General features: G+C 72.1%; 13 protein-coding genes. 8 read left to right on the plus strand and 5 right to left on the minus strand.

What is annotated here, in order from left to right:
* Nucleotides 1–192: 192 nt before the first annotated feature.
* A complete protein-coding gene (map, locus tag ACYVHU_RS03390) occupies nucleotides 193–1,011 on the plus strand; it encodes a type I methionyl aminopeptidase (RefSeq protein WP_078759850.1) in 819 nt (272 codons plus the stop codon).
* Between the two features lie 141 nt (nucleotides 1,012–1,152).
* Here the strand turns inward: map and alaS are convergent, their stop codons facing one another.
* Complete coding sequence (gene alaS, locus ACYVHU_RS03395; protein ID WP_498947438.1) at nucleotides 1,153–3,867, minus strand: alanine--tRNA ligase; 2,715 nt, start codon at nucleotides 3,865–3,867, stop codon at nucleotides 1,153–1,155.
* 692 nt (nucleotides 3,868–4,559) lie between these two features.
* A complete protein-coding gene (locus ACYVHU_RS03400; protein WP_498947439.1) occupies nucleotides 4,560–5,171 on the minus strand; it encodes a GrpB family protein in 612 nt (203 codons plus the stop codon).
* A gap of 108 nt (nucleotides 5,172–5,279) precedes the next feature.
* Here ACYVHU_RS03400 and ACYVHU_RS03405 point away from each other — a divergent pair, with 108 nt between their 5' ends.
* The gene (locus ACYVHU_RS03405) at nucleotides 5,280–6,896 is read left to right on the plus strand and encodes a carboxymuconolactone decarboxylase family protein (RefSeq protein ID WP_498947440.1); all 1,617 of its coding nucleotides are present in this window, start codon (nucleotides 5,280–5,282) and stop codon (nucleotides 6,894–6,896) included.
* Here ACYVHU_RS03405 and ACYVHU_RS03410 read toward each other — a convergent pair.
* A complete protein-coding gene (locus ACYVHU_RS03410; protein ID WP_078759847.1) occupies nucleotides 6,835–8,181 on the minus strand; it encodes a cellulase family glycosylhydrolase in 1,347 nt (448 codons plus the stop codon). The two genes, ACYVHU_RS03405 and ACYVHU_RS03410, sit on opposite strands and share 62 nt — an antisense overlap.
* 850 nt (nucleotides 8,182–9,031) lie before the next feature.
* On the opposite strand from ACYVHU_RS03410, the gene ACYVHU_RS03415 reads away from it, so the two are divergent.
* Both ACYVHU_RS03415 and ACYVHU_RS03420 read left to right on the plus strand, forming a co-directional pair.
* The gene (locus tag ACYVHU_RS03415; RefSeq protein WP_078759846.1) at nucleotides 9,032–9,598 is read left to right on the plus strand and encodes a TetR/AcrR family transcriptional regulator; all 567 of its coding nucleotides are present in this window, start codon (nucleotides 9,032–9,034) and stop codon (nucleotides 9,596–9,598) included.
* Nucleotides 9,595–11,136 (plus strand): MFS transporter, encoded by a 1,542-nt coding sequence (locus ACYVHU_RS03420; protein WP_498947441.1) that lies wholly within the window; start codon nucleotides 9,595–9,597, stop codon nucleotides 11,134–11,136. The genes ACYVHU_RS03415 and ACYVHU_RS03420 overlap by 4 nt, the downstream gene beginning before the upstream one ends.
* A gap of 148 nt (nucleotides 11,137–11,284) precedes the next feature.
* On the opposite strand, the gene ACYVHU_RS03425 is transcribed toward ACYVHU_RS03420, so the two are convergent.
* A complete protein-coding gene (locus tag ACYVHU_RS03425) occupies nucleotides 11,285–12,514 on the minus strand; it encodes an MFS transporter (RefSeq protein WP_159457200.1) in 1,230 nt (409 codons plus the stop codon).
* A gap of 482 nt (nucleotides 12,515–12,996) precedes the next feature.
* On the opposite strand from ACYVHU_RS03425, the gene ACYVHU_RS03430 reads away from it, so the two are divergent.
* Nucleotides 12,997–13,935: a GntR family transcriptional regulator gene (locus ACYVHU_RS03430; RefSeq protein ID WP_432935757.1), complete on the plus strand. Its 939-nt coding sequence runs from the start codon at nucleotides 12,997–12,999 to the stop codon at nucleotides 13,933–13,935.
* Between the two features lie 44 nt (nucleotides 13,936–13,979).
* On the opposite strand, the gene acnA is transcribed toward ACYVHU_RS03430, so the two are convergent.
* A complete protein-coding gene (gene acnA / locus ACYVHU_RS03435) occupies nucleotides 13,980–16,688 on the minus strand; it encodes an aconitate hydratase (RefSeq protein ID WP_498947442.1) in 2,709 nt (902 codons plus the stop codon).
* 325 nt (nucleotides 16,689–17,013) lie between these two features.
* Here acnA and ACYVHU_RS03440 point away from each other — a divergent pair, with 325 nt between their 5' ends.
* The 3 genes from ACYVHU_RS03440 to ACYVHU_RS03450 are packed head-to-tail and all read left to right on the plus strand — an operon-like array spanning nucleotide 17,014 to nucleotide 20,117.
* The gene (locus ACYVHU_RS03440; protein ID WP_498947443.1) at nucleotides 17,014–18,009 is read left to right on the plus strand and encodes a tripartite tricarboxylate transporter substrate binding protein; all 996 of its coding nucleotides are present in this window, start codon (nucleotides 17,014–17,016) and stop codon (nucleotides 18,007–18,009) included.
* Nucleotides 18,006–18,584, plus strand: a complete 579-nt coding sequence (locus tag ACYVHU_RS03445; protein WP_498947444.1) for a tripartite tricarboxylate transporter TctB family protein — start codon at nucleotides 18,006–18,008, stop codon at nucleotides 18,582–18,584. The genes ACYVHU_RS03440 and ACYVHU_RS03445 overlap by 4 nt, the downstream gene beginning before the upstream one ends.
* A gap of 3 nt (nucleotides 18,585–18,587) precedes the next feature.
* Entirely contained in the window at nucleotides 18,588–20,117 is a 1,530-nt protein-coding gene (locus tag ACYVHU_RS03450; RefSeq protein ID WP_498947445.1) for a tripartite tricarboxylate transporter permease, read from the plus strand.
* Nucleotides 20,118–20,164: the final 47 nt, after the last annotated feature.

Here is a 20,164-nt window from a genome sequence, read left to right on the forward strand (position 1 = left end):
CCTCCCCCACCGTCGAGGATCGCCGTCGACACCTCCGAGGGCGGCCCGCAGGGCCGCACGGCCCCTTCGCCGGGCGAGCGGGCCGCCGGACGGGACGGAGCCTCGCGGCCTTCCCAGCGGCCGGCCGCAATGGCCCGACGTGGGTGTTGACGTCTCCGTTCCGTTGGAACCCGACCGAGAAGAGGATCGTCCGTGATCGAGTTGAAGTCCGCGCGGGAAATCGAGCGCATGCGTGTCACCGGGGAGTTCGTCGCCCAGGTTCTGACCGAACTCGGCGAGCGGGCGGACGTCGGCGTCAACCTCCTCGACCTGGAGCGGCACGCCCGTGACATGATCCGCCGGCGCGGCGCGGAGTCCTGCTACTGGGACTACGCCCCCTCCTTCGGAAAGGGACCGTTCCGCAACGTCGTGTGCCTGTCCGTCAACGACGCGGTCCTGCACGGGCTGCCGCACGACTACACGCTCCGCGACGGAGACGTCCTCAGCATGGACATCGCCGTCGGGATCGACGGCTGGGTGGCCGACTCGGCCCGGACCGTCATCGTCGGGGCGGCGGCGGAGGAGGACCTGAAGCTCGTCGAGGCCACCGAGGTGGCCCTGGAGGCCGCCATCGAGGCCGCGCGTCCGGGGAACCGCCTCGGGGACATCTCGGCCGCCATCGGCGCGGTCGCGGCGGGATACGGCTACCCCGTCAACACCGAGTTCGGCGGTCACGGGCTGGGGCGCACCATGCACGAGGAGCCCCACGTGCCCAACAAGGGCCGCGCGGGCAAGGGGCTCAAGCTGAAGGCGGGCATGACCCTGGCCCTGGAGCCCTGGTTCGCCCGGACGACGGACCGGATCGTGTTCGACCCCGACGGCTGGACGATCCGCTCGGCCGACGGTTCCCGGGGCGCGCACTCCGAGCACACGGTCGCCATCACCGAGGACGGTCCCCTCGTCCTCACCCGGCGCGAGGAGACCCCGCGGGAGCGGGGGGAGGAAAACGCCCGGTCCGTCTCGGCCCGGTAGCGGATACGGGCGAAGACCCGGTTGCCCGCGCCCCCTGCGACTTCGCCGCTTTGGAAGCCCGATCCCCGGGGAGGCCCCCCTCGCGTGCCGCGGTGGGGGCGCCCGGACCCCCGACGAGGGTCCGGGCGCCCTGTTACCGGCTCACAGGGACCCGAGACGCGCTTCGGCCTCCTCCCGCGCGGCGCGGAGGGCCGCGTCGAGGTGCTCGACCTGACGCCCGCCGGCGCTGGCCGTGGTACCGCGTCCCCCGGCGCCTCCGCCGATCATCGCGGCGGCCCTGGTCAGCAGATCGCGCGCGTTCGTCCCGTTCTCGGCCAGCCGGTTACCAATGGCGACGCTCAACGCGGCCTTGCCCTCGGCCTCGGTGGCGAGGACGACCACACCCGTTGCGGACCCGCGGCGCTGGAGCACCGACGCGGCGACCGTGCGCAGCTCGTCCCGTTCCACCTCGTCGACGCGGGAGACCACCAGCCAGCCGCCACCGGACGCGCGCGCCCGCCCGGCCAGCCGCTCGGCGATGCCCTCCAGTTCCCGCCTGCGCAGCTCGGCGAACTTCTTCTCGGCGTCGGCCAGCGCGCTCAGGCGTTTGGTCAGCGTGTCGACCGCCGCGTCACGGCCGACCCCCAACAGGCCGGTCAGCTCGTTGAGCAGCATCCGTTCCCGGTCGAAGTGGCGCAGGGCGTCTTGGCCCGTCAGCGCCTCGATCCGACGCAGGCTCGAACCGATCGAGGACTCGCTGAGGATGTGGACGGGCCCGATGGCCGCCGCGTTGTCGACGTGGGTTCCCCCGCACAGTTCGCGGGAGAAGTCGCCGATGTCGACGACGCGCACCACGTCCCCGTACTTCTCGCCGAAGAGCGCCATGGCCCCGGCCGCCTCGGCCTCGGCCCGGCTCGTGTGCCAGACGCGGACCTTGGGCTCGTCCAGGATCGCCTCGTTGATGAGGGTGGAGATGTCGTCGATCCGGTCCTGGTCGAGCGCGGAGAAGTGGGCGAAGTCGAACCGGAGGCGGCCGGGGGCGACCAGGGACCCCTGCTGGCGAGCGTGGTCTCCCAGGGTCCTGCGCAGCATGGCGTGCAGGACGTGCGTGGCCGAGTGCGACCGCGCCACGGCCGCGCGGCGGTCGGGATCGACCTCGGCGCGCACCTCCTCTCCGATCCGCACCGAACCCGACGCGACGCGGCCCTTGTGCACGGTCAGTCCCACGACGCCGGCACGGGTGTCGCGGACCTCGACGAGCGCGCCGTCGCGGCCGCGGATGACTCCCGCGTCACCGACCTGCCCGCCGGACTCGGCGTAGAAGGGCGTCTGGCGGAGCACCACCTCGACCTCCTGGCCCTCGTCGGCGTGCTCGACCAGGTCGCCGCCGACGATGAGGGCCGCGATCGTGCTCTCGGCGGTGGTGGCGTCGTAACCGACGAACTCGCTTGCCCCGAACCGGGCGGCGACGTGTCGGTAGGCCTCCAGCCGCGCCAGCGCCGCCCCGGTGCGCTCCTTGCCGCTCTGTTTGGCGCGGCGCTGCTGTTCCTCCAGGAGGGCGGTGAAGCGCTCCCGGTCCACCTCCAGGCCGGCCGCGCCGGCCGCCTCCGTCGTGAGGTCGACCGGGAAACCGTAGGTGTCGTGCAGCTCGAAGGCGGTGTCCCCGGACAGGGACGAGGAGCCGGTGTCACGCGCGCGCTCGATCGCCGCCTCCAGCAGCCGCGTCCCCTGGCGCAGGGTGCGGTTGAAGGTCTCCTCCTCGGCGGAGACGACCTGTTCGATCAGGGAGGACTGGGTGGTCAGCTCCGGCCAGTCCTCGCCCAGATTGCCCACCACCGAGGCCGTCACCTCCGCCAGCACGGGCCGGTCGATGCCGAGCAGACGGGCGTGGCGCACGACACGGCGCATCAGCCGGCGCAGGATGTAGCCGCGCCCTTCGTTGGAGGGCAGGACACCGTCGGCGATCAGGAAGGCGATCGACCGGGCGTGCTCGGTGACGACCTGGAAGGACACCGACTCGGGTGAGCCGTCGTGTCCGGGGAAGCGCCGGCCGGCCAGCTCCTGCGTGGCCTCCAGGGTGGGGGCGAGCAGATCGGTCTGGCAGACCGTGTCGACCCCCTGCAGGATCGCGGCGAGCCGGTCCAGACCAAGGCCCGTGTCGATGTTCTTCTTCTGCAGGTCGCCGAGGACGGCGTAGTCCTTCTTCGCGGGACCCTCGCCACGCAGCTTCTCCATGAACACGAGGTTCCACAGCTCGACGTAACGTTCGTCGTTCACGGCGGGGCCGCCTTCGGCGCCGAAGGCGGGGCCGCGGTCGTAGCACAGCTCGGAGGAGGGGCCGCACGGGCCCGGAACCCCCATCGACCAGTAGTTGTCCTCCACGCCGAGCCTGTGGATGCGTTCGGCCGGCACGCCGATCGAGCGCCATATCCGCGCGCTCTCGTCGTCGTCGAGGTAGACGGTGATCCACAGCCGTTCGGGGTCCAGGCCGTAGCCCTCGGTGAACAGTTCCCAGGCCCACGCGATCGCCTCGGCCTTGAAGTAGTCGCCGAAGGAGAAGTTCCCCAGCATCTCGAAGAAGGTCGCGTGACGGGTGGTGCGGCCGACGTTGTCGATGTCGGAGGTGCGCGCGCACTTTTGCACCGTCATCGCCCGGGGGGAGTCGGGCACCGCCTCACCGAGGAAGTAGGGCTTGAACTGGTTCATCCCCGCGTTGGCCAACAGAAGGGTCGGGTCGGAGGGGATGAGGGGACTCGACGGAACACGGATATGGCCGCGTTCACCGAAAAAAGCGAAGAAGGTGTCGCGGATTTCCCTGGAAAGCACGGAGGACCTTTCGGAGTCCGGTACGGACGCCAACCGGACCGCACCGCACACGATGGCGGGCGGGTCCTCGCCAAGAGGATCTTGCCCAGGCGGAGTCCGTGGGGAACGACGTCGAAAGAAGAACTCGCCGAGCCGGCCGAGGGAATCAGGCGAGGAGGCTGTCCTCGGATTCCGGCTCGGCGCAGATAGCTCGCCGTCGTGCCAGCAGACCCATGGTGACTTTCCATATCGATGAGCTCGGGAGCGCGTGGAAGCGCACCGTCGCGTTTCGCTCGATCGACTTTAACACGGCCGTCCCTTCACCCGAAGGGGCGGAAAAGCACGGCGACGGAAACGGACTTCGGCGGCTTCGCGATCCCCGCGAGGGGAGGCGGGGCGATCGGTCCCGGCTCCCCGTCGGGAAACGCCCCGGGAACAGGGGGCGTGGCCCGAAGCCTCCTGCGCGTCGGCGGCCACACGCCTGCTGCGCCGCGCCCGCCGCCGGTGTGCGCCGGTGTCCGTCCCGGGGGTGGCGCCGTCACCGCGATCCGGGCCGGCCCCCGGGCGACGCCGAGGTGCCGGTGTGGTCGAGGCGGCGGCGACGGTCGCGCCCGCCAACCCGGTGACCGTTCGTGCCGATGCGGTGGTGAGCCCCACGGGATCGTCTACACCCTGGTCGGCCTCGTACACGTCGCGTCACAGACGAGGTGCGGGCCGGCCCGCCCGGGGCCCGTCCGCCATGGGCGGGGCCGTCGCGGCGGGGCTCACCCCTCCAGGCCGGCGCGGCGCAGGATGCGCGTGACCACATCGGTCTTGTCGGCGTAGTTCTGCACGTACTGCCAGGTCCGCGTGGCAAGGGAGCGCTTGGTCTCGGCGTAGAGCCGCCGGTCGGCGGCGTCGGCGCGCAACCGGTCGCGAAAGAGCAGCATCCGGTCGATCTCGGGACAGCCGTGGGACAGCACGTGCAGGTTGGCCGAATCGGCGCTCGGGTCGAGACCCTCCTTGCGGAGCAGGCGATGCTCGTACCAGGACGGTTCGCGGATGACGAGCGCGAAGCCCACCTCCGCAAGGCGAGGGACATAGGCCGCCTCGTCGGCCGAGTCGGGGACGATCAGCAGCATGTCGATGACGGGTTTGGCGGGCAGTCCCGGCACGGAGGTGGAACCCACGTGCTCGACCCGGTGGTCGAGACCGTCCAGACGCTCGGCGATGGGGGCGGCCTCCCGCGCGAAGACCTCGGGCCAGCGCGGATCGTACTCGGCGAGGCTGATCCGGCCGTTCAACCTGGGGGCCGCTCCGACGTTCGCGGCCTCGATCTCCTCCGGGGTCATCGGCCGGTGGGGGGCGTCTCGTTCCTGGTCGCCCGGAGCGGACATGAGGGGCTCCTGTCCTCGACGGTACGGGTCGGCCCCCAGTATCCCCCGGGACCGAGGGGCCATCCGCGCCTGCCGCGCGCCGGTGGAGGGCGGCGTAGGCTCCGGGGCATGCACGGCACCCTGACGGAACACGCCCGCTGCCTCTACGGAGACGAGTACCGGCCCGTACCGGAGTGCGACCTCGACCACCGGGAGCATGCCTTCGTCGAGGAGTTGACCTTCGCCGACGCGGATTCGATCCTGACCATGCTACGCGAGCTCTGCCCCCACCTGGTCGACGGGTACCTACCGGTCTGGATCCGCAACCTCTCCTACCGGCTGGTGCTCCTGCAACGGCCACAGGACCCCGCGCTGCTGCGGGAGGCCGCCGAGAGCCTGTGGCTGCACGGGCCGGACTGGGACGACATCGCGATGGATCTGAGAAGGGGGGGCGCAGGCGCTGGAGTCGCGGTGACCACGGCCCGAACGGGGCCGGGGCGACGGAGCCGAAGGGGGCGGGACGAGGGCCGGTTCCGGCAACCGCGGGATGTGCCGACCCAGGTTCATCGGACCGAGGCCGATGGCGACGCCCGGGTTTCCAGGCGGTCGCCCCGAATCCACGGGTTTTCCGCGGTGTCGAGTATGGAGAGGACCGACCCCATGGGCTCCCAGCGCGTCCAGGTGGCACAGCAGCTTCCCGAGGCCTACGCCGAGCCGGCCGAGATCGGCGAGATCGTGGGCGGGGTCGTCGGCACCGACCTGCTCACGTTGATCCGGCTGCGCGCCTCCTGGCTGAACGGGTGCGCCTTCTGCGCGGACCTGCACGCCCACGAGGCGCTCAAGGCCGGTCAGTCCCCACAGCGGCTTGTGCTCATCGGCGTCCGGCGCGAGGCGGCGGGCCACCTCACCGAGGCCGAACGCGCCCTCCTGGAGCTGGTGGACGCCACCACCAGGCTCGGCGGGCAGGGGTCCCCGACGGGGGTCTACCGACGCGTGGCCGACCACTTCTCCGAACGGCAGGTCGCCGCGTTCCTCATGGCCATCGGGCTGATCAACCTCTACAACCGGTTGGGGTCGCCACCGCCATGGCACCGCCCCGGCGCTGAGGACGCCGTCCCCGGCCGAAGGCGGGCGCGGCGACGGCGTCCCTCACGGCACGCCGGAGGCGTCGGGGCCGGGACGGACCCGGACAGGTCACCGGGGGCGCCGGCCCTGCACCGAGTAGATGACGCAGGAACAGGCCCGAAACCCCGGGTCGGCCAGCAGGGTCCGGACCTCGGCGAGCCGCTGGTCGGTCAGCCCTTCGCGCAGGAACGCCTCACACAGGTGGCGGGTGTGGTGGGAGATCAGGTGGACACCAGGGGAGTCGGCGTCCCACATCTCCACGTGAGGCCGCGGATCGACGTCGACCAGCCCGGCCCGGAGCATCGCCTCGGCGCTGTGCCCCACGCGGGGTCGGCCCCGGCCCGGAGCATCAGGCGGATCTCGGCCTCCAGGAACTCCTCGAACAGATCGCGGGCTTCGGCGAGAGCGGGGCCGTGGGCTTTAGGCACGGGGAGACGTCCGGGGTGGCGGTCCGGCGGCCGGACGCGGATCGGGAGCGCTCCCGATCCGCGTGGTCGGCTCCGCCGGACCTTCACGCCCACCGATCACGCGGAGGCGGCGGACGATGGCGCGGGTCGGTTCAGCCGCGCGGGGTGCAGGTGGGGACGGGGACCTGGTTGGTGCCGTTGTGGGAGGCGGTGAAGCCGAACGACGCGGACTGCCCCGCCGGGAGGTGACCGTTGTAGCTCTTGTTCACGGCGGTGACCACGCCGCCGTCGACGGTGACGTCGGCGTTCCACGCCTGGGTGATCTGCTGGCCGTTGGCGAAGGTCCAGGAGACCTGCCAGCCGGTGACGTCCTCGACCGCCGTGACCTCGACCTCGCCCTGGAAGCCGCCGCTCCACTGGTTGACGACCTCGTAGACGGCGGTGCAGCCGCCCTCGGGCTCAGGGGAGGGATCGGGCGAGGGGTCCGGAGAGGGCTCGGGGGAGGGGCCGGGCCCGTCGTAGACACTGGCGATCTCGGCGGTCTCGACGATCCCGTTGGGGCCGTTGAACAGCCGCTCACCCCACGCGGTCAGACTGTCGGGGTTGAAGTCGTCCACCAGGTCGAGGTACTCCACCCCGCCGCCGTTGCCGCTGTAGGACCAGCCCAGATAGCCGATCTGCAGCTCCTCGGCGGTGGCCAGGATGGCGTCCTCGTCGGGGTTGCCGTCACTGTGGTTGTGGCCGAACTCGCCGACCATGATCGGCAGGCCGGCGTCGACGTAGGAGGTCAGGTAGCTCTCGATCTCGGCGGCGGTGTCGTAGACGCCGTACATGTGCACGTCGAAGACGAGGTTGGCCGCGGGGTCGCTCTGGAAGATCTGCTGGGCGTTGTCGCGCATGGTGAACGACCAGTCCTGTCCCCAGTTGGGGGCGTCGACCACGATGGTGTGGTCGAACCCGGCGTCGCGCAGCCTGTCGATCGCCTGCGTGGTGGCGCCGGTCCACTGTTGGTAGTCGGTGTTGCCCCACGGCTCGTTGCCGATGTTGAGCAGCACGTAGGCTTCCTGGCCGGTCAGGACGTCTTGGATGTCGATCCAGTAGTCCACCGCCTGGTCGAGGCTGGCCGCGGCCCCCTCCTCGCCGTAGCCGGTGGTGTCGTGGACCTCCAGCACGCAGATCAGCTTGTTGGCCTTGCACTCGGAGATCACGTTGGCGACGTCGGCGGCCTCGCTGCGGGTCCAGCGGTGCCCGCTGCTCAAGACCACGCGCACCGAGTTGGCCCCGAGGTCGGCGATCTCGGCGAAGGATTCCGTCTCGTGGGTGAACCAGGCGTGGGGGTGGTTGACCCCGCGGAAGACGAAGTCGTTGCCGTTGGCGTCGACCAGGCGGCCGTCGCGGATCTCGAAGCCGGTCTCGGCGTGGGCCGGCTGGACGACGAGGAGGAAGGAGAGTAAGAGGGTGGCCACCGCCGAGGCGATGATGGCGAGGCGGGTACGCATGGATGGGCTCCTAGGCGAGGATGTCGTCACGGGCGTTGAGCCGGAACGTGAACAGACGTACTGGCCGGCCGGCTCCGTTCGGGTTCAGGGGACGGGCGCACCATCAGGCGGGCGGGCCGCATGGTCGCGGGAGGCATCGCGTGGCCGACACGTCGGCGGTGCCCTGGGCATCCGGTTTCGGGAGCGCTCCCAAAAGCGCGTCGTCGCCGCCTGTTCCGCGCGCGAGGCGGCCGGTACGTCATGGGGGCGCGGCGGCCTTCCGCGCGAGCGGACCCGCCCGGCGAACGCCGAGCCGTCGTGCTCGCCGAGGATGAGCGCGAGGGTCCGTTCGGCCCGCATGAACTTCCTCCTGCGGTCTCGCCGCCGTTACACCGCCTTAATGTAACCAGAATCGGCGCCCGCGGACAGAGGGGAAAGTGATCTGGATCACCGTAGTGAATCTACAAGGTAAAGGAGGCGGGAAGAGGGAGGTGAAACGTCAAGGATGTGATGGGCCCTCCGGGGGAGAGGTGAAAATTCCGCCGAAAATTATCTGAGAAGGCGCGACGCGTCGCGGGTGGGCCCTCGCCGAGGTGTCGAGGGGTGGCTCCGAGGGCGCTGACGGAGTGGTGCGACCTCCCCGTGGACCAGGGGAGCGAGTCCCGTCGGGTCGTGGAGGTCTTGGGGAGCGGCTTTGGGGCCCGGGTGTCCGTCGCCGTTCCCGGGCGAGGGGGCCGGCCCGTCCGGGTGGCACGGCGCCGAGAGTGGTCGGCCGGCGCGCGCCGGGGCGGGGCGTTGGACGGGTTTCGAAGTGGGCCGTTCCCCGCCGTCTTTTGAGACACTTATGTCGCAAAAGAGCTAGGATTGTTTCATGACATCGGATCGTGACCAACTTCTCCGCGCCGCGGCGGACCATCTCGCCCGCCGCCCCAACGCGACTCAGGACGAGATCGCCAAGGCGATCGGGATCAGCCGGGCCACCCTGCACCGGCACTTCGCCGGGCGCCGCGAGCTGCTGGCGGCGGTGGAGGAGTCCGCCGTCACCCGGATGGACGAGGCCCTGCGCGCGGCCCGCCTGGAGGAGGGGACGGCCACGCAGGCGCTGCACCGCCTGACCACGGCCTGCGAACCGGTCGCCCCCTTCCTGGCGCTGCTGTACACCCAGGGCCAGGACATACCCGAACAGACCCATCCGGGCTGGGAGGACATCGACGAACGGATTCTCGAACTGTTCCGGCGCGGCCAGCGCAGCGGGGAGTTCACCCCCGACCTGTCCGCGGCCTGGCTCACCGAGGCCTTCTACAGCCTCGTGGCCGGCGCGGCGTGGTCCGTCCAGAGCGGGCGCGTCGCCGCCCGCGACTTCCAGCACATGATCACCGACCTGCTGCTGCACGGCGTCGCCTCGGCCGGCAGACCCTCCAGGGAGACGGACCGATGACCACCGCCCCGAGCTCTTCCGACATCCGGCAGCGCCGAGGACGCTGGTGGGCCTTCAGCACCCTGGTCCTCGCCGTCCTGCTGATCGCCGTCGACGGCACCGTGCTGGGCATGGCCACCCCCTTCATCAGCGAGGACCTCGCCCCCACCGGCACCCAGCTGCTGTGGATCGGCGACATCTACTCCTTCGTCCTGGCCGGCCTGCTGGTGACCATGGGCAGCCTCGGCGACCGCATCGGCCGCAAGAAGCTCCTGCTGACCGGCGCCACCGCCTTCGGCCTGTTCTCGGCGCTGACCGCCTACGCTCCCACGGCCGAGGCCCTGATCCTGGGCCGGGCCCTGCTCGGCGTCGCCGGCGCCACGTTGATGCCCTCCACCCTGGCGCTGATCCGCAGCCTCTTCCCCGACCCGGCGGAGCGCAGCACCGCGATCGGCATCTGGGCGGCGGCGACCTCCGGCGGAGCCGCCTTCGGCCCCGTCCTGGGCGGCCTCCTGCTGGAGAACTTCTGGTGGGGGTCGGTCTTCCTGATCAACGTCCCGGTCATGGCGCTGCTGCTGCCCGTCGGCATCAAGCTGCTGCCCGAGTCGAAGAACCCCGACCCCGGTCCGTGGGACCTGCCCAGCGTCGGGCTGTCCATGGTCGGCATGATCGGCGTCGTCTACGCGATCAAGGAGACGGCGGCGCACGGCCTGAGCGCGGGCACCGCGGCCGCGGCCCTGGTCGGCGTTTTCGCCCTGGTCCTGTTCGTCCGGCGGCAGGTCCGGCTCCCGTCACCGCTCATCGACGTGCGGCTGTTCGCCAACCGCGCCTTCTCCGGGGTGATCGGCGCCAACCTGCTGTCGGTTCTCGGCATGTCCGGACTGGTCTACTTCCTGTCCCAGTTCTTCCAGCTCGTCCAGGGTTACAGCCCCTTCGTCGCGGGACTGGCCGAACTGCCCGCCGTCCTCGCGTCGATGGGAAGCGGGCTGGTGGCCGGGTGGTTGGTGCGCCGCTCCTCCGTCCGGATCGTCCTGAGCGGGGGGATGGCGACGATGGGGGGCGCGTTGGCCCTGCTCGTCCTCCTCACCCCCGACAGCGGCTACGCGCTGATGGCCGTGTCGCTGTTCCTCGTCGGCGTCGGCATGGGCCTGGCCTTCGCGGTCGCCAACGACGTCATCCTGTCCAGCGTTCCCAAGAACCAGGCGGGGGCGGCCTCGGCGGTCTCCGAGACCGCCTACGAACTGGGGATGGCCCTGGGGATCGCGGTCCTGGGGTCGATCATCACCGGCGTCTACCAGCGTTTCGAGGTGCCGCCCGGTATGCCCGCGGCGGCCGTCTCCGACGCCCGTGGTTCCCTGGGTGGCGCCGCCGAAGCGGCCGCGGCCCTGCCGGCCGAACAGGCCCAGGCGCTGCTCGACGCCGCGCGGGCCGCCTTCGCCACCGGCCTGGCCTCGGCCGCGGCCATCGGCGCCCTGCTCCTGCTGGCCGCCGCGGCGGCCTCCTGGGTCATGCTCAAGAACCACCGTCCGGGAGAGGGGGCGCCGTCCGGCCACGGGTGACGGCCACGCCCGTACCGGCGTTCCGCCTGCTCCCGGACCTCGACGGTGCTGCCCTGGGCGGCGTCGCACCGACGCCGCCCGGCCTCCCCATGGGGGTGTGTCTCCGGGGAGGAGGGGTGGGCGGGCGCGGCGGCGCCGTGGGCCGGCCTCATCCGGGTGCGGGGGACCGTCCCTCGCCCGCGGCGGCCCGCATCCACCGTGGTCCCACGACCAGCCAGAGCAGTCCCGCCGCCATGCACCCCGCGCCGCAGGCGTAGAACGCGGTCGCCGGAGGGCCGTGCTCCAGCAGGAGGGCGACCAAGGGCGCGCTGACCACGTTGCTGCCGGCGAAGAACACCGCCGACCGCGCGAAGAGGTCGTCCCTGGCCTCCTGGCGCGACGACGCCAGGACGGGGATCACCGAGGAGGTGGTGAGGGCGGCTCCCCGCGCGGCGCCGACCACGACCAGGAGGGACAGCGCGAGCCACAGCGTGTCCGGTAGGGGGAGCAGCAGGGTGAGGGCTCCCAGGGCCAGGCCCGCACCGCCGAAGAGGGCGCTCGTGCCCAGCCGGACCCTTCCCGACAGGTAGCTTCCCAGGATCGCCCCCAGGGTGTGGGAGGCCATCAGGATTCCCGCGTAGCCGGCGTCCAGCCCGAGGACGCCGGTGGCCAGGACCGGCGCGAACAACTGGATGTTGAACCCGAAGACGCAGATCAGGGCGAAGGGGAGCAGGAAGGGCCAGCGGGCCGGGCGCGGGACCGGGGCCGCGTCGGCCGCGCTTCGTTCCGTGCGCTCACCCGGGGCGGTCCTGACGGCCCGACGCACTCGGGCGACCACGACGGCGGCCACGACGCACAACAGCGCGTCCGCGGCGAACCAGATCCACCCTCCCCCCAGGGAGAGGGCGGCCCCGGCCAGCGCGGGGGAGACCAGGCGGAACACGTTGTTCAGCGAGGAGATCCCGGCGTAACGCTCGCGGAAGTCCTCCCGGGGGATGAGGTCGGAGAACAGCGACTTCCAGCCGGGGCCCTGGGCGGCGATGGCGACGGCCAGGAGCAGCCCGGTCAGGGCCGCGGCCGGCAGGTGGTAGCCGAAGGTGAGGTAGCCGGCGACGAAGGCGGCGTCAACGGCGGCCTGGGCGGCCAGCATGGGAACGACCAGGGCCGGCAGGCCGGCCCTTCCGGCCACCGCGCGGAACACGAACACCAGGGCGAGGGCCGGCAGGGCCTGCGAGAACGCCTGCACCCCCAGGCCCACGTAGCCGTCGCCCTCGGCCACCGACAGCGTGGTCAGCAGGAAGAGGCAGCCGAACGAGCTCCCCTGGACCGAGGCGAACGCCAGCGTGAGCCGCCGTGGCGCTCCCTGCCGCCGGCCGGTCGTGGGATGACCAGTGTTCAACGGGTGTCCTTCCGCTCCTCGGAGATGCGGTCGCCCGACCGCGCCGTGTGGGGCCGGGGGCGACCCGCGCTCGTGCGCCGGGGCTCTCCCGGTGGACGCCCCGCCGCTGGACGCCCCGCGCACACCCGTCCCCTCCCAACCGCGCCGCCCGTCCGGGCGGCGGGTGGGGCCGGGCCGCCGCCGGAGCGCACCATGGTGCCCGCGTCGGCCGGGAGGTACGGACGAGGGGCCGCCGGCGCCTCTTGGCATCATGGCAGCGCACCCGTCCGCCGCGGTGGCCGTTGCGCAGGGTGACCGGCAGCGGACACCGACAGGCAGACCGCCGCGGGCGGCGGCGCGTCGACAAGCCCGCGCCTTCGCCGCCGGGGCGACGGACCGGGTTCTCCTCCCCCTAAGCTGTGGTCGGTGAGTCGGCCCGGCGAGCGTGGGGTTCCCGGAGCGGTGAGGTGGCCGGGGCGGGGCGCGCCCGGTCTGGAGGGCGGGTGCAGGTGGTCGAAGGAACCGCTCGGGGACGTGAGACGTCGCGTCCCTCCTCCGCGACGTCGCTCGCCATGCGGATCGTCGACCTGGTCATCCGGCAGGGTCTGGACGAGGGCGCCCACATCACCGAACAGTGGGTGGCCGGCGAACTCGGGCTGTCGCGCTCTCCGGTGCGCAAGGCCCTGGCCTTCCTGGCCGAACTGGGGATCGTGGAGCGGATCCCCAACCGCGGATTCTTCCTGACCCGCTCGGCGTCCTCCCTCGAACAGGTCGACCTGGACGCGGCGTCGGAGGCCGAGGAGGCCGGCTACTTCCAGCTCGTCGACGACCATCTGCGCGGCCGTCTCGCCAGCGAGTTCACCGCGGCCGAGGTCACCCGCCGCTACGGGCTCTCCCCGCGGCAGGCGCAGCGGCTGTTGGCCCGCTTGGAGGGCGAGGACCTGGTGCGGCGCCGTCCGGGACGCGGCTGGGAGTTCCACAAGGTGCTGTCCACGGTCGAGGGACACGACCAGAGCTACCGGTTCCGGATGATCGTGGAGCCGGCGGCCCTGCTGGAGCCGGGTTTCGCCGTGGACGCCGACGCCTTCGCCGAGCATCGCGCCCGTCAGGAGGCCCTGTTGCGCGGGCGGATCCTGACCCTGCCGCGCAGGGAGCTGTTCCGGACCGGGGCGGAGTTCCACGAGATGGTCGTGGGCTGCTCCGGCAACGTCTTCCTGCTGGACGCCCTGCGGCGGCAGAACCGGGTGCGCAGGTTGATCGAATACCGTCACCAGTTCGACCGGTCGCGGCTGGTCGGGCAGGCCAGGGAGCACCTGCGGCTGCTGGAGCTGATGGAGCGGGGGGAGCTCCAGGCGGCCGCCGAACTGCTGCGCGCGCACCTGGACCGGGTGCGCTGGCTCAAGACCGGGATCGGGCCGGAGCCGCCTCCCCCGGTCCTGTAGCCGCGACGGGGGCCGGGGTCCCACGGGGAGGCGGCGCGCGGGGATCACGGCCGGGCGGCGCTCGCCTCCCCTGCCGGCAGGCGCCGATCGGGAGCGGGGGACGTCCCGGGCAGGAAACGGCGTACCACATAGGGCATGGTCCCGCCGTGCCGCAGGTAGGCGACCTCGTGGCGGGAGTCGAGGCGTAGGCGCAGCGGCATCTCCGCCACCGTGGCGCCGCGGCGCCGGACACGCAGCACGACCGTGTTGTGGCCCGCAACCACGTCGTCCAGCCCGTCGATCGACAGGGACTCGTCTCCCCGCAGGTCCAGTTCGGCGGCGCCGCGGCCGGGTGGGAACTCCAGGGGGAACACCCCCATGCCGATGAGGTTGGCGCGGTGGATGCGCTCGAAGCTCTCGGCGATCACGGCGCGGACGCCCAGCAGGGCCTGGGCCTTGGCCGCCCAGTCGCGGCTGGAACCCGCACCGTAGTTGCGGCCGGCGACCACCACGAGGTCCAGTCCGGCTTCGCGGTAGGTGCGGGCGGCGGTGTGGACCGGCTCCACCCGGGAGCGGTCGGCGGTGTAGGCGCGTCCGCCGCCTCCCCGGGACTCCGGTGGCAGCAGGAGGTTGGCCACCGCCGGGTTGGTGAAGGCGCCGCGCAGCATCACCTCGTGGTTGCTGCGCCGGGTGGAGTACTGGTTGAGGTGGCGGGGCGGGGTTCCGGCGGCCTGGAGGTGGCGGCCCGCCGGGCTGTCGGGGGGGATGGCGCCGGCCGGGGAGATGTGGTCGGTGGTGATGTCGTCGCCCAGCCACAGCAGCACGCGGGCGTCGTCGACGCGCAGGCTCCGCGGCGGGTGCGGCTCGACCGCGCTGAGGTAGGGCGGACGCCTGATGTAGGTGGACTCCGGATCCCACGGGAAGAGCGTCGATCCCTCCGAGGTGAGCTCGTCCCAGTGCGCGCCGCCCTCGCGGATGGTGGTGTTGTTCTCCTGGAACATCTCCGGTGTCACCGCCGCGGCGACGAGGGCGGCGACCTCGCTGTCGGCGGGCCACAGGTCACGCAGGAAGACCGGGCGGCCCTCGCGGTCGTGGCCGAGCGGTTGGCCGGCGAGGTCGTGCAGGATCGTCCCCGCCAGCGCGTAGGCCACGACCAGGGGAGGCGAGGCGAGGTAGGCCAGGGAGAGGCTCGGGTTGACCCGGCCGGGGAAGTTCCGGTTGCCCGACAGCACCGCGACGGCCTCGGCTCCGGCCTCGACGAGTTCGGCCAGGCGGGGCTGGAGCGGACCGGAGTTGCCGATGCAGGTCATGCAGCCGAAGCCGACGGTGTGGAAACCGGTCTGCGCCAGCGGCTCCAGCAGGCCGGCGGCCTCCAGGTAGCGGGTGACGACCCGTGAACCGGGCGAGAGCGACGCCTTCACCCAGGGCTTGGCCCTCAGCCCGCGTTCCCGGGCGGCCCGGGCGAGCAGTCCCGCCTGGACCATCAGGGCCGGGTTGGCGGTGTTGGTGCAACTGGTGATGGCGGCGATGGCGACGGCCCCCTCGGGGACCGCCTCCCCGAAGACCGGGTCGGTCTCGCGAGGGCGTCCGGTCGGCGGGACCTCGGCGCGGAAGGAGTCGGGGACCTGGGACAGGCGCAGGCGCTGATCGGGCCGGCGCGGCCCGGCCAGGCACGGCTCCACCGAGGCGAGGTCGAGTTCGACGGTCCGGTCGTAGTCGGGGACCGGGCTGTGCGGGGTGCGCTTGAGGCCCTGGGCGTCGAGGTAGGCGTCGACCACCGCGCGGTGTTCCCGGCTCCGCCCGGTCAGGCGCAGATAGGAGCGCACCTCCTCGTCGTAGGGGAAGAAGGTGCAGGTGGCGCCGTACTCGGGGGCCATGTTCGCGACGGCCGCGCGGTCGGCCAGCGACAGGTTCGCGATCCCCGGGCCGAAGAACTCGACGAACGACTCCACGACGCCGTGGGTCCGCAGGATCTCGGTCAGGGTCAGCGCCAGGTCGGTCGCGGTGACCCCTTCGCGCAGCCGGCCGGAGATGTGGACGCCCACGACCTCGGGGAAGCCGAACAGGACCGGTTCGCCCAGGAGGGCGGCCTGCGCCTGGAGGCCGCCGACCCCCCATCCGAGGACCCCGATGGCGTTGATCATCGGGGTGTGGCTGTCGGTGGCGACGAGCGTGTCGGGGTGCAGCAGCGGGGGGTGGCCGCCGCGGTCCTGCCAGACCACGCGGGCCAGCGTCTCCATGTTGACCTGGTGGATGATCCCCTTGCCCGGGGGGACGACCCGAAAGCCCCGCAGGCTCTGCTCGGCCCATTTGATGAACCGGTAGCGTTCGCCGTTGCGGTGGAAGTCGACGCGGAGGTTGTGTTCCAGGGCCGCGGGCGAGCCGTGTGCCTCGGCGATCACCGAATGGTCCACGGTGAGGTCGGCGTCGATCACCGGGTTGACGGCGGCGGGGTCGCCCCCCAGTTCGGCGACCATGTCGCGCAGGGCGGCGAAGTCGGCCAGCGTCGGCAGGCAGGTCGTGTCGTGCAGCATGATCCGGTTGGGGCGGAACGGCACCTCGCAGGTGCCCGCGCCCGTGTGGACGCGGTCCAGGACCGCGGGCAGTTCCCCGGGGGCCGTGCGGGCGACGTTTTCCAGCAGGATCCGGATCGCGTAGGGGACCGTCTGTAGCTCCCGCCGCGTCATCAACCCCTCAAGCGGGACGTAGCGGTAGTCGCGTCCGGCGATGTCCAGCGTTGCCGTCCCTGGTCGCGCTTCCTCGGTTTCGATCATCGTCGCCTCGCTTCTCCTTCACGCCGACATCGATTGTTCTAAATCGCTGCTAAGTACAATCCATGCTACGCCTCCCGCTGGATCCACCTCGGAGGTGATCGGCTTCTTTCCTGCTCGGCGCTTTTCATTCCGGACGACTCGGGTGGTTGCGGGGTCGTCCGGGTCGCTGGCCGACCACGTGTGTCGCCCGAAGATTGCACTTAAGAGCGAATTCGTACAATATGGCTCCCGTCACAGTGCAGCGAGCCGTGGGTCACGTGTACACGCCCCCGGAGCGGAGCCCGAGAACCCAGCGACACCTGCTCGCACGACAACCGGGAGAGCGATGAAGAGGTCGACCCTGAACCGCCGCGAGATGCTCGCCGGGGTGGCCGGCGTGGCCGCACTCGGCGGCGGCGTACTGGAGGTCCGCAACAGCGAGACGACACGGGAGCGCGCCGGCTCCCGCATCGAAATGGTCGTTCCCGCGGCCGCGGGCGGCGGCTTCGACAGCGTGGCCCGCCAGGCCCAGCACGCGCTGGGGGAGAACGGCCTGGTGCGCACGGTCGAAGTCGTCAACCTGCCCGGCGGCGGGGGGACGGTCGGGTTGTCCCACATGTCCCGCCAGCACGGACGCTCCGACGTGCTGATGATCATGGGCACGTCGATCCTGGGGGGAATCCGGATCACCGGTTCCCCGACCACCCTGGCCGACATCACGCCCCTGGCGAAGCTGGCCGAGGACTACGTCGTCGTGGCCGTGCGCGCCGACTCCCCGGTCCGCTCGTTCCACCAGCTCGCCGACCGCTGGCGGTCCGACCCCCGCCGGATCACCGTCGCCGGGGGCGCCGTGGGGACCGCCGACCACCTGACGGCCGCGCTGGCGCTCCAACGCCTGGGCGCCGATCCCGCGGACCTGAACTACATCGTCTACTCCGGCGACGGGGAGGTGCTGACCGCGCTGCTCTCCCACACCGCCGACGTCGCCGTCTCCAGCCTCAACGGGTTCGCGGCCCAGATCGAGGTCGGCGAGGTCCGCGCGCTGGCCGTCTCCTCGGCGCACCGCCTGCCCGGCGTCGACGTTCCCACCATCCGCGAGTCGGGCCTGGATCTCGACCTGGCCAACTGGCGCGGTCTCGCCGCGGCCCCCGGACTCACCGACGGGCAGCGGCGAACACTCGAGGACCTGGTGCGCGACCTCGTGGAGACCCCGGAGTGGGGTCACAGCCTTCAGCGGTTCGGCTGGAAGGACACCTTCTCGACCGGCGCGGAGTTCGCGGACTTCCTCGCCGGGGAGGACCGGCGGCTCGCCGGGATCATCAAGGGATTGGGGCTGTCATGACCACGGCGGAACCCCTGCGAAGGGAACAGGCCCCGGGAGAACGGGCGCCGTCGGACCCCACCGGGCCCGGCCCGCGCCGGATCCGCTCCGCGCTGGCCGTCCCCGCTGTGACGGCCGTCGTCGCCCTGCTCCTCCTCTCGGGCGGCGCGCTGATGCGGGTCCCCAAGGCGTCGGGGTTCCTCGGCCCGCAGTTCTTCCCCCTGACCGTCGGCGCGCTGCTGATGCTCACCGCGCTGGTCTCGGCCGCGTGGGCCCTGCGACGGGGCTCGGCGCGGATTGGCCGAGGAGGGACGGGCGGCGGGCGGGACACCGCCGAGCCCCCCTCGCCGCGCGGCGACTGGCGCACCCTGACGACGATGGCCGCGACCCTCCTGGCGCACCTCGCCTTGCTGCAGCCCTTGGGCTGGCTCCTCTCGGGAACGCTGCTGTTCTGGGGGATCAGTCACGCCCTCGACCGGCGGCACCCCCTGTTCGACCTGTGCGTCGCCGCGGCCCTGGCCGGGGTGGTGCAGCTCGTCTTCTCCGGCCTGCTGGAGGTCGCACTGCCCGCGGGACTTCTCGGAAAGGTCCTCTAGCCCATGGACTCGCTCTCCCTGCTGCTGTCGGGGTTCGCCGACGCCCTCACCCCCGCCAACCTCATGTGGTGCCTGGCCGGTGTCGTGCTCGGCACGGCCGTGGGCGTCCTGCCCGGGCTCGGCTCCTCCATGGCGGTCGCCCTGCTGCTGCCGCTCACCTTCCTGCTGGAGCCCACCGCGGCCTTCATCATGTTCGCCGGCATCTACTACGGCGGACAGTTCGGCGGTGCCACGACGTCGATCCTGCTCAACACGCCGGGGCAGAGCTCGTCGATCGTCACCGCCTTCGAGGGGCACGCCATGGCGCGCAGCGGACGCGCCTCGCAGGCCCTGGCCGCCGCCGTGGTCGGCTCGTTCGTCGGCGGGATCGTCGCCACCACCGTCGTCGCCTTCTTCGCCCAGCGCATGGTGGCCTTCGCGCTCGGCTTCGGCCCCGCGGAGTACTTCGCGCTGGCGATGCTCGCCTTCGTCTCGACGGCGGCCGTGGTCACCGCCTCCCCTCTGCGCGGGATCGTGGCCCTGGGCATCGGCATCGCCATCAGCGTCGTCGGCATCGACGACCAGAGCGGCGCGGTGCGCATGACCCTGGGGGTCTCCCACCTCCTCGACGGCATCGGCATCGTCGTGGTGACCGTCGGCCTGTTGGCGGTCGGCGAGGTGCTGTACCAGGGGTTCCGTCCCGACGGTGGCGCCCCCGTCCAGGCGATCGCCACCGGGACGCCCTGGCTCAGCCGCGGCGACCTGCGCCGGTCCTGGCTGCCGTGGATGCGCGGCACCGCCCTGGGACTTCCGTTCGGCGTCATCCCGGCCGGCGGGGCCGAGATCCCCACCTTCCTGTCCTACGGCGTCGAGAAGGCGCTGGCCCGCCGACGCGGCAACAGCGAGTTCGGCCGCGGCGCGATCGAGGGGGTCGCCGGCCCCGAGGCGGCGAACAACGCCACGACGGCGACCGCGATGATCCCGCTCCTGGGACTCGGCCTGCCCACGTCGGCCACCGCGGCCGTCATGCTCGCGGCGTTCCAGCAGTACGGGATGCAGCCCGGTCCCCTGTTGTTCGAGAACGAGGGCGACCTCGTCTGGGCGCTGCTGGCGAGCATGTTCCTGGGCACCGTCCTGCTGCTGCTGATCAACCTTCCCTTCGCGCCGCTGTGGGCGCGCCTGCTGCGCCTGCCCCGCAGGCACCTCTACGCCGGCCTCCTGGTCTTCGCCACGGTCGGCGTCTACTCGACCAAGGGGTCGATCTTCGACGTGGGGCTGCTCTACGCGGTCGGAGCCCTGGGACTGTTCATGCGCCGCTACGACATCCCCGTCGCGCCGGTGCTGATCGGCGTCATCCTGGGGCCGCTCGCCGAAGGCGAGCTTCGCCGCGCGATGGCCGCCGGCCAGGGGGACCTCACGGTCCTCGTCGACAGCGGTATCGCGGTCGGCATCTACGCCATCCTGGCCGTTGTCGCCGCGGCGTTCGCGGTCAAGAGGATCCGGGAGCGCGCCGAGCGGTCACCGTCGCGCAAGGCGGAGGTGGGATCGGGGTGACCGGGGCGGCGGGGCCGGTCCACCGCAGGAGCGGGCCGGGGACCTGT

The organism is Marinactinospora endophytica, assembly GCF_054780875.1.

Bases quoted from the DNA above. Each gene is read 5' to 3' on its own strand.
- ACYVHU_RS03445 (WP_498947444.1), top strand. From the start codon at position 18,006: ATGACCACGGCGGAACCCCTGCGAAGGGAACAGGCCCCGGGAGAACGG.
- ACYVHU_RS03410 (WP_078759847.1), bottom strand. From the start codon at position 8,181: ATGCGTACCCGCCTCGCCATCATCGCCTCGGCGGTGGCCACCCTCTTA.
- ACYVHU_RS03415 (WP_078759846.1), top strand. From the start codon at position 9,032: ATGACATCGGATCGTGACCAACTTCTCCGCGCCGCGGCGGACCATCTC.
- ACYVHU_RS03405 (WP_498947440.1), top strand. From the start codon at position 5,280: ATGCACGGCACCCTGACGGAACACGCCCGCTGCCTCTACGGAGACGAG.
- ACYVHU_RS03450 (WP_498947445.1), top strand. From the start codon at position 18,588: ATGGACTCGCTCTCCCTGCTGCTGTCGGGGTTCGCCGACGCCCTCACC.
- ACYVHU_RS03400 (WP_498947439.1), bottom strand. From the start codon at position 5,171: ATGTCCGCTCCGGGCGACCAGGAACGAGACGCCCCCCACCGGCCGATG.
- acnA (WP_498947442.1), bottom strand. From the start codon at position 16,688: ATGATCGAAACCGAGGAAGCGCGACCAGGGACGGCAACGCTGGACATC.
- ACYVHU_RS03440 (WP_498947443.1), top strand. From the start codon at position 17,014: ATGAAGAGGTCGACCCTGAACCGCCGCGAGATGCTCGCCGGGGTGGCC.
- ACYVHU_RS03420 (WP_498947441.1), top strand. From the start codon at position 9,595: ATGACCACCGCCCCGAGCTCTTCCGACATCCGGCAGCGCCGAGGACGC.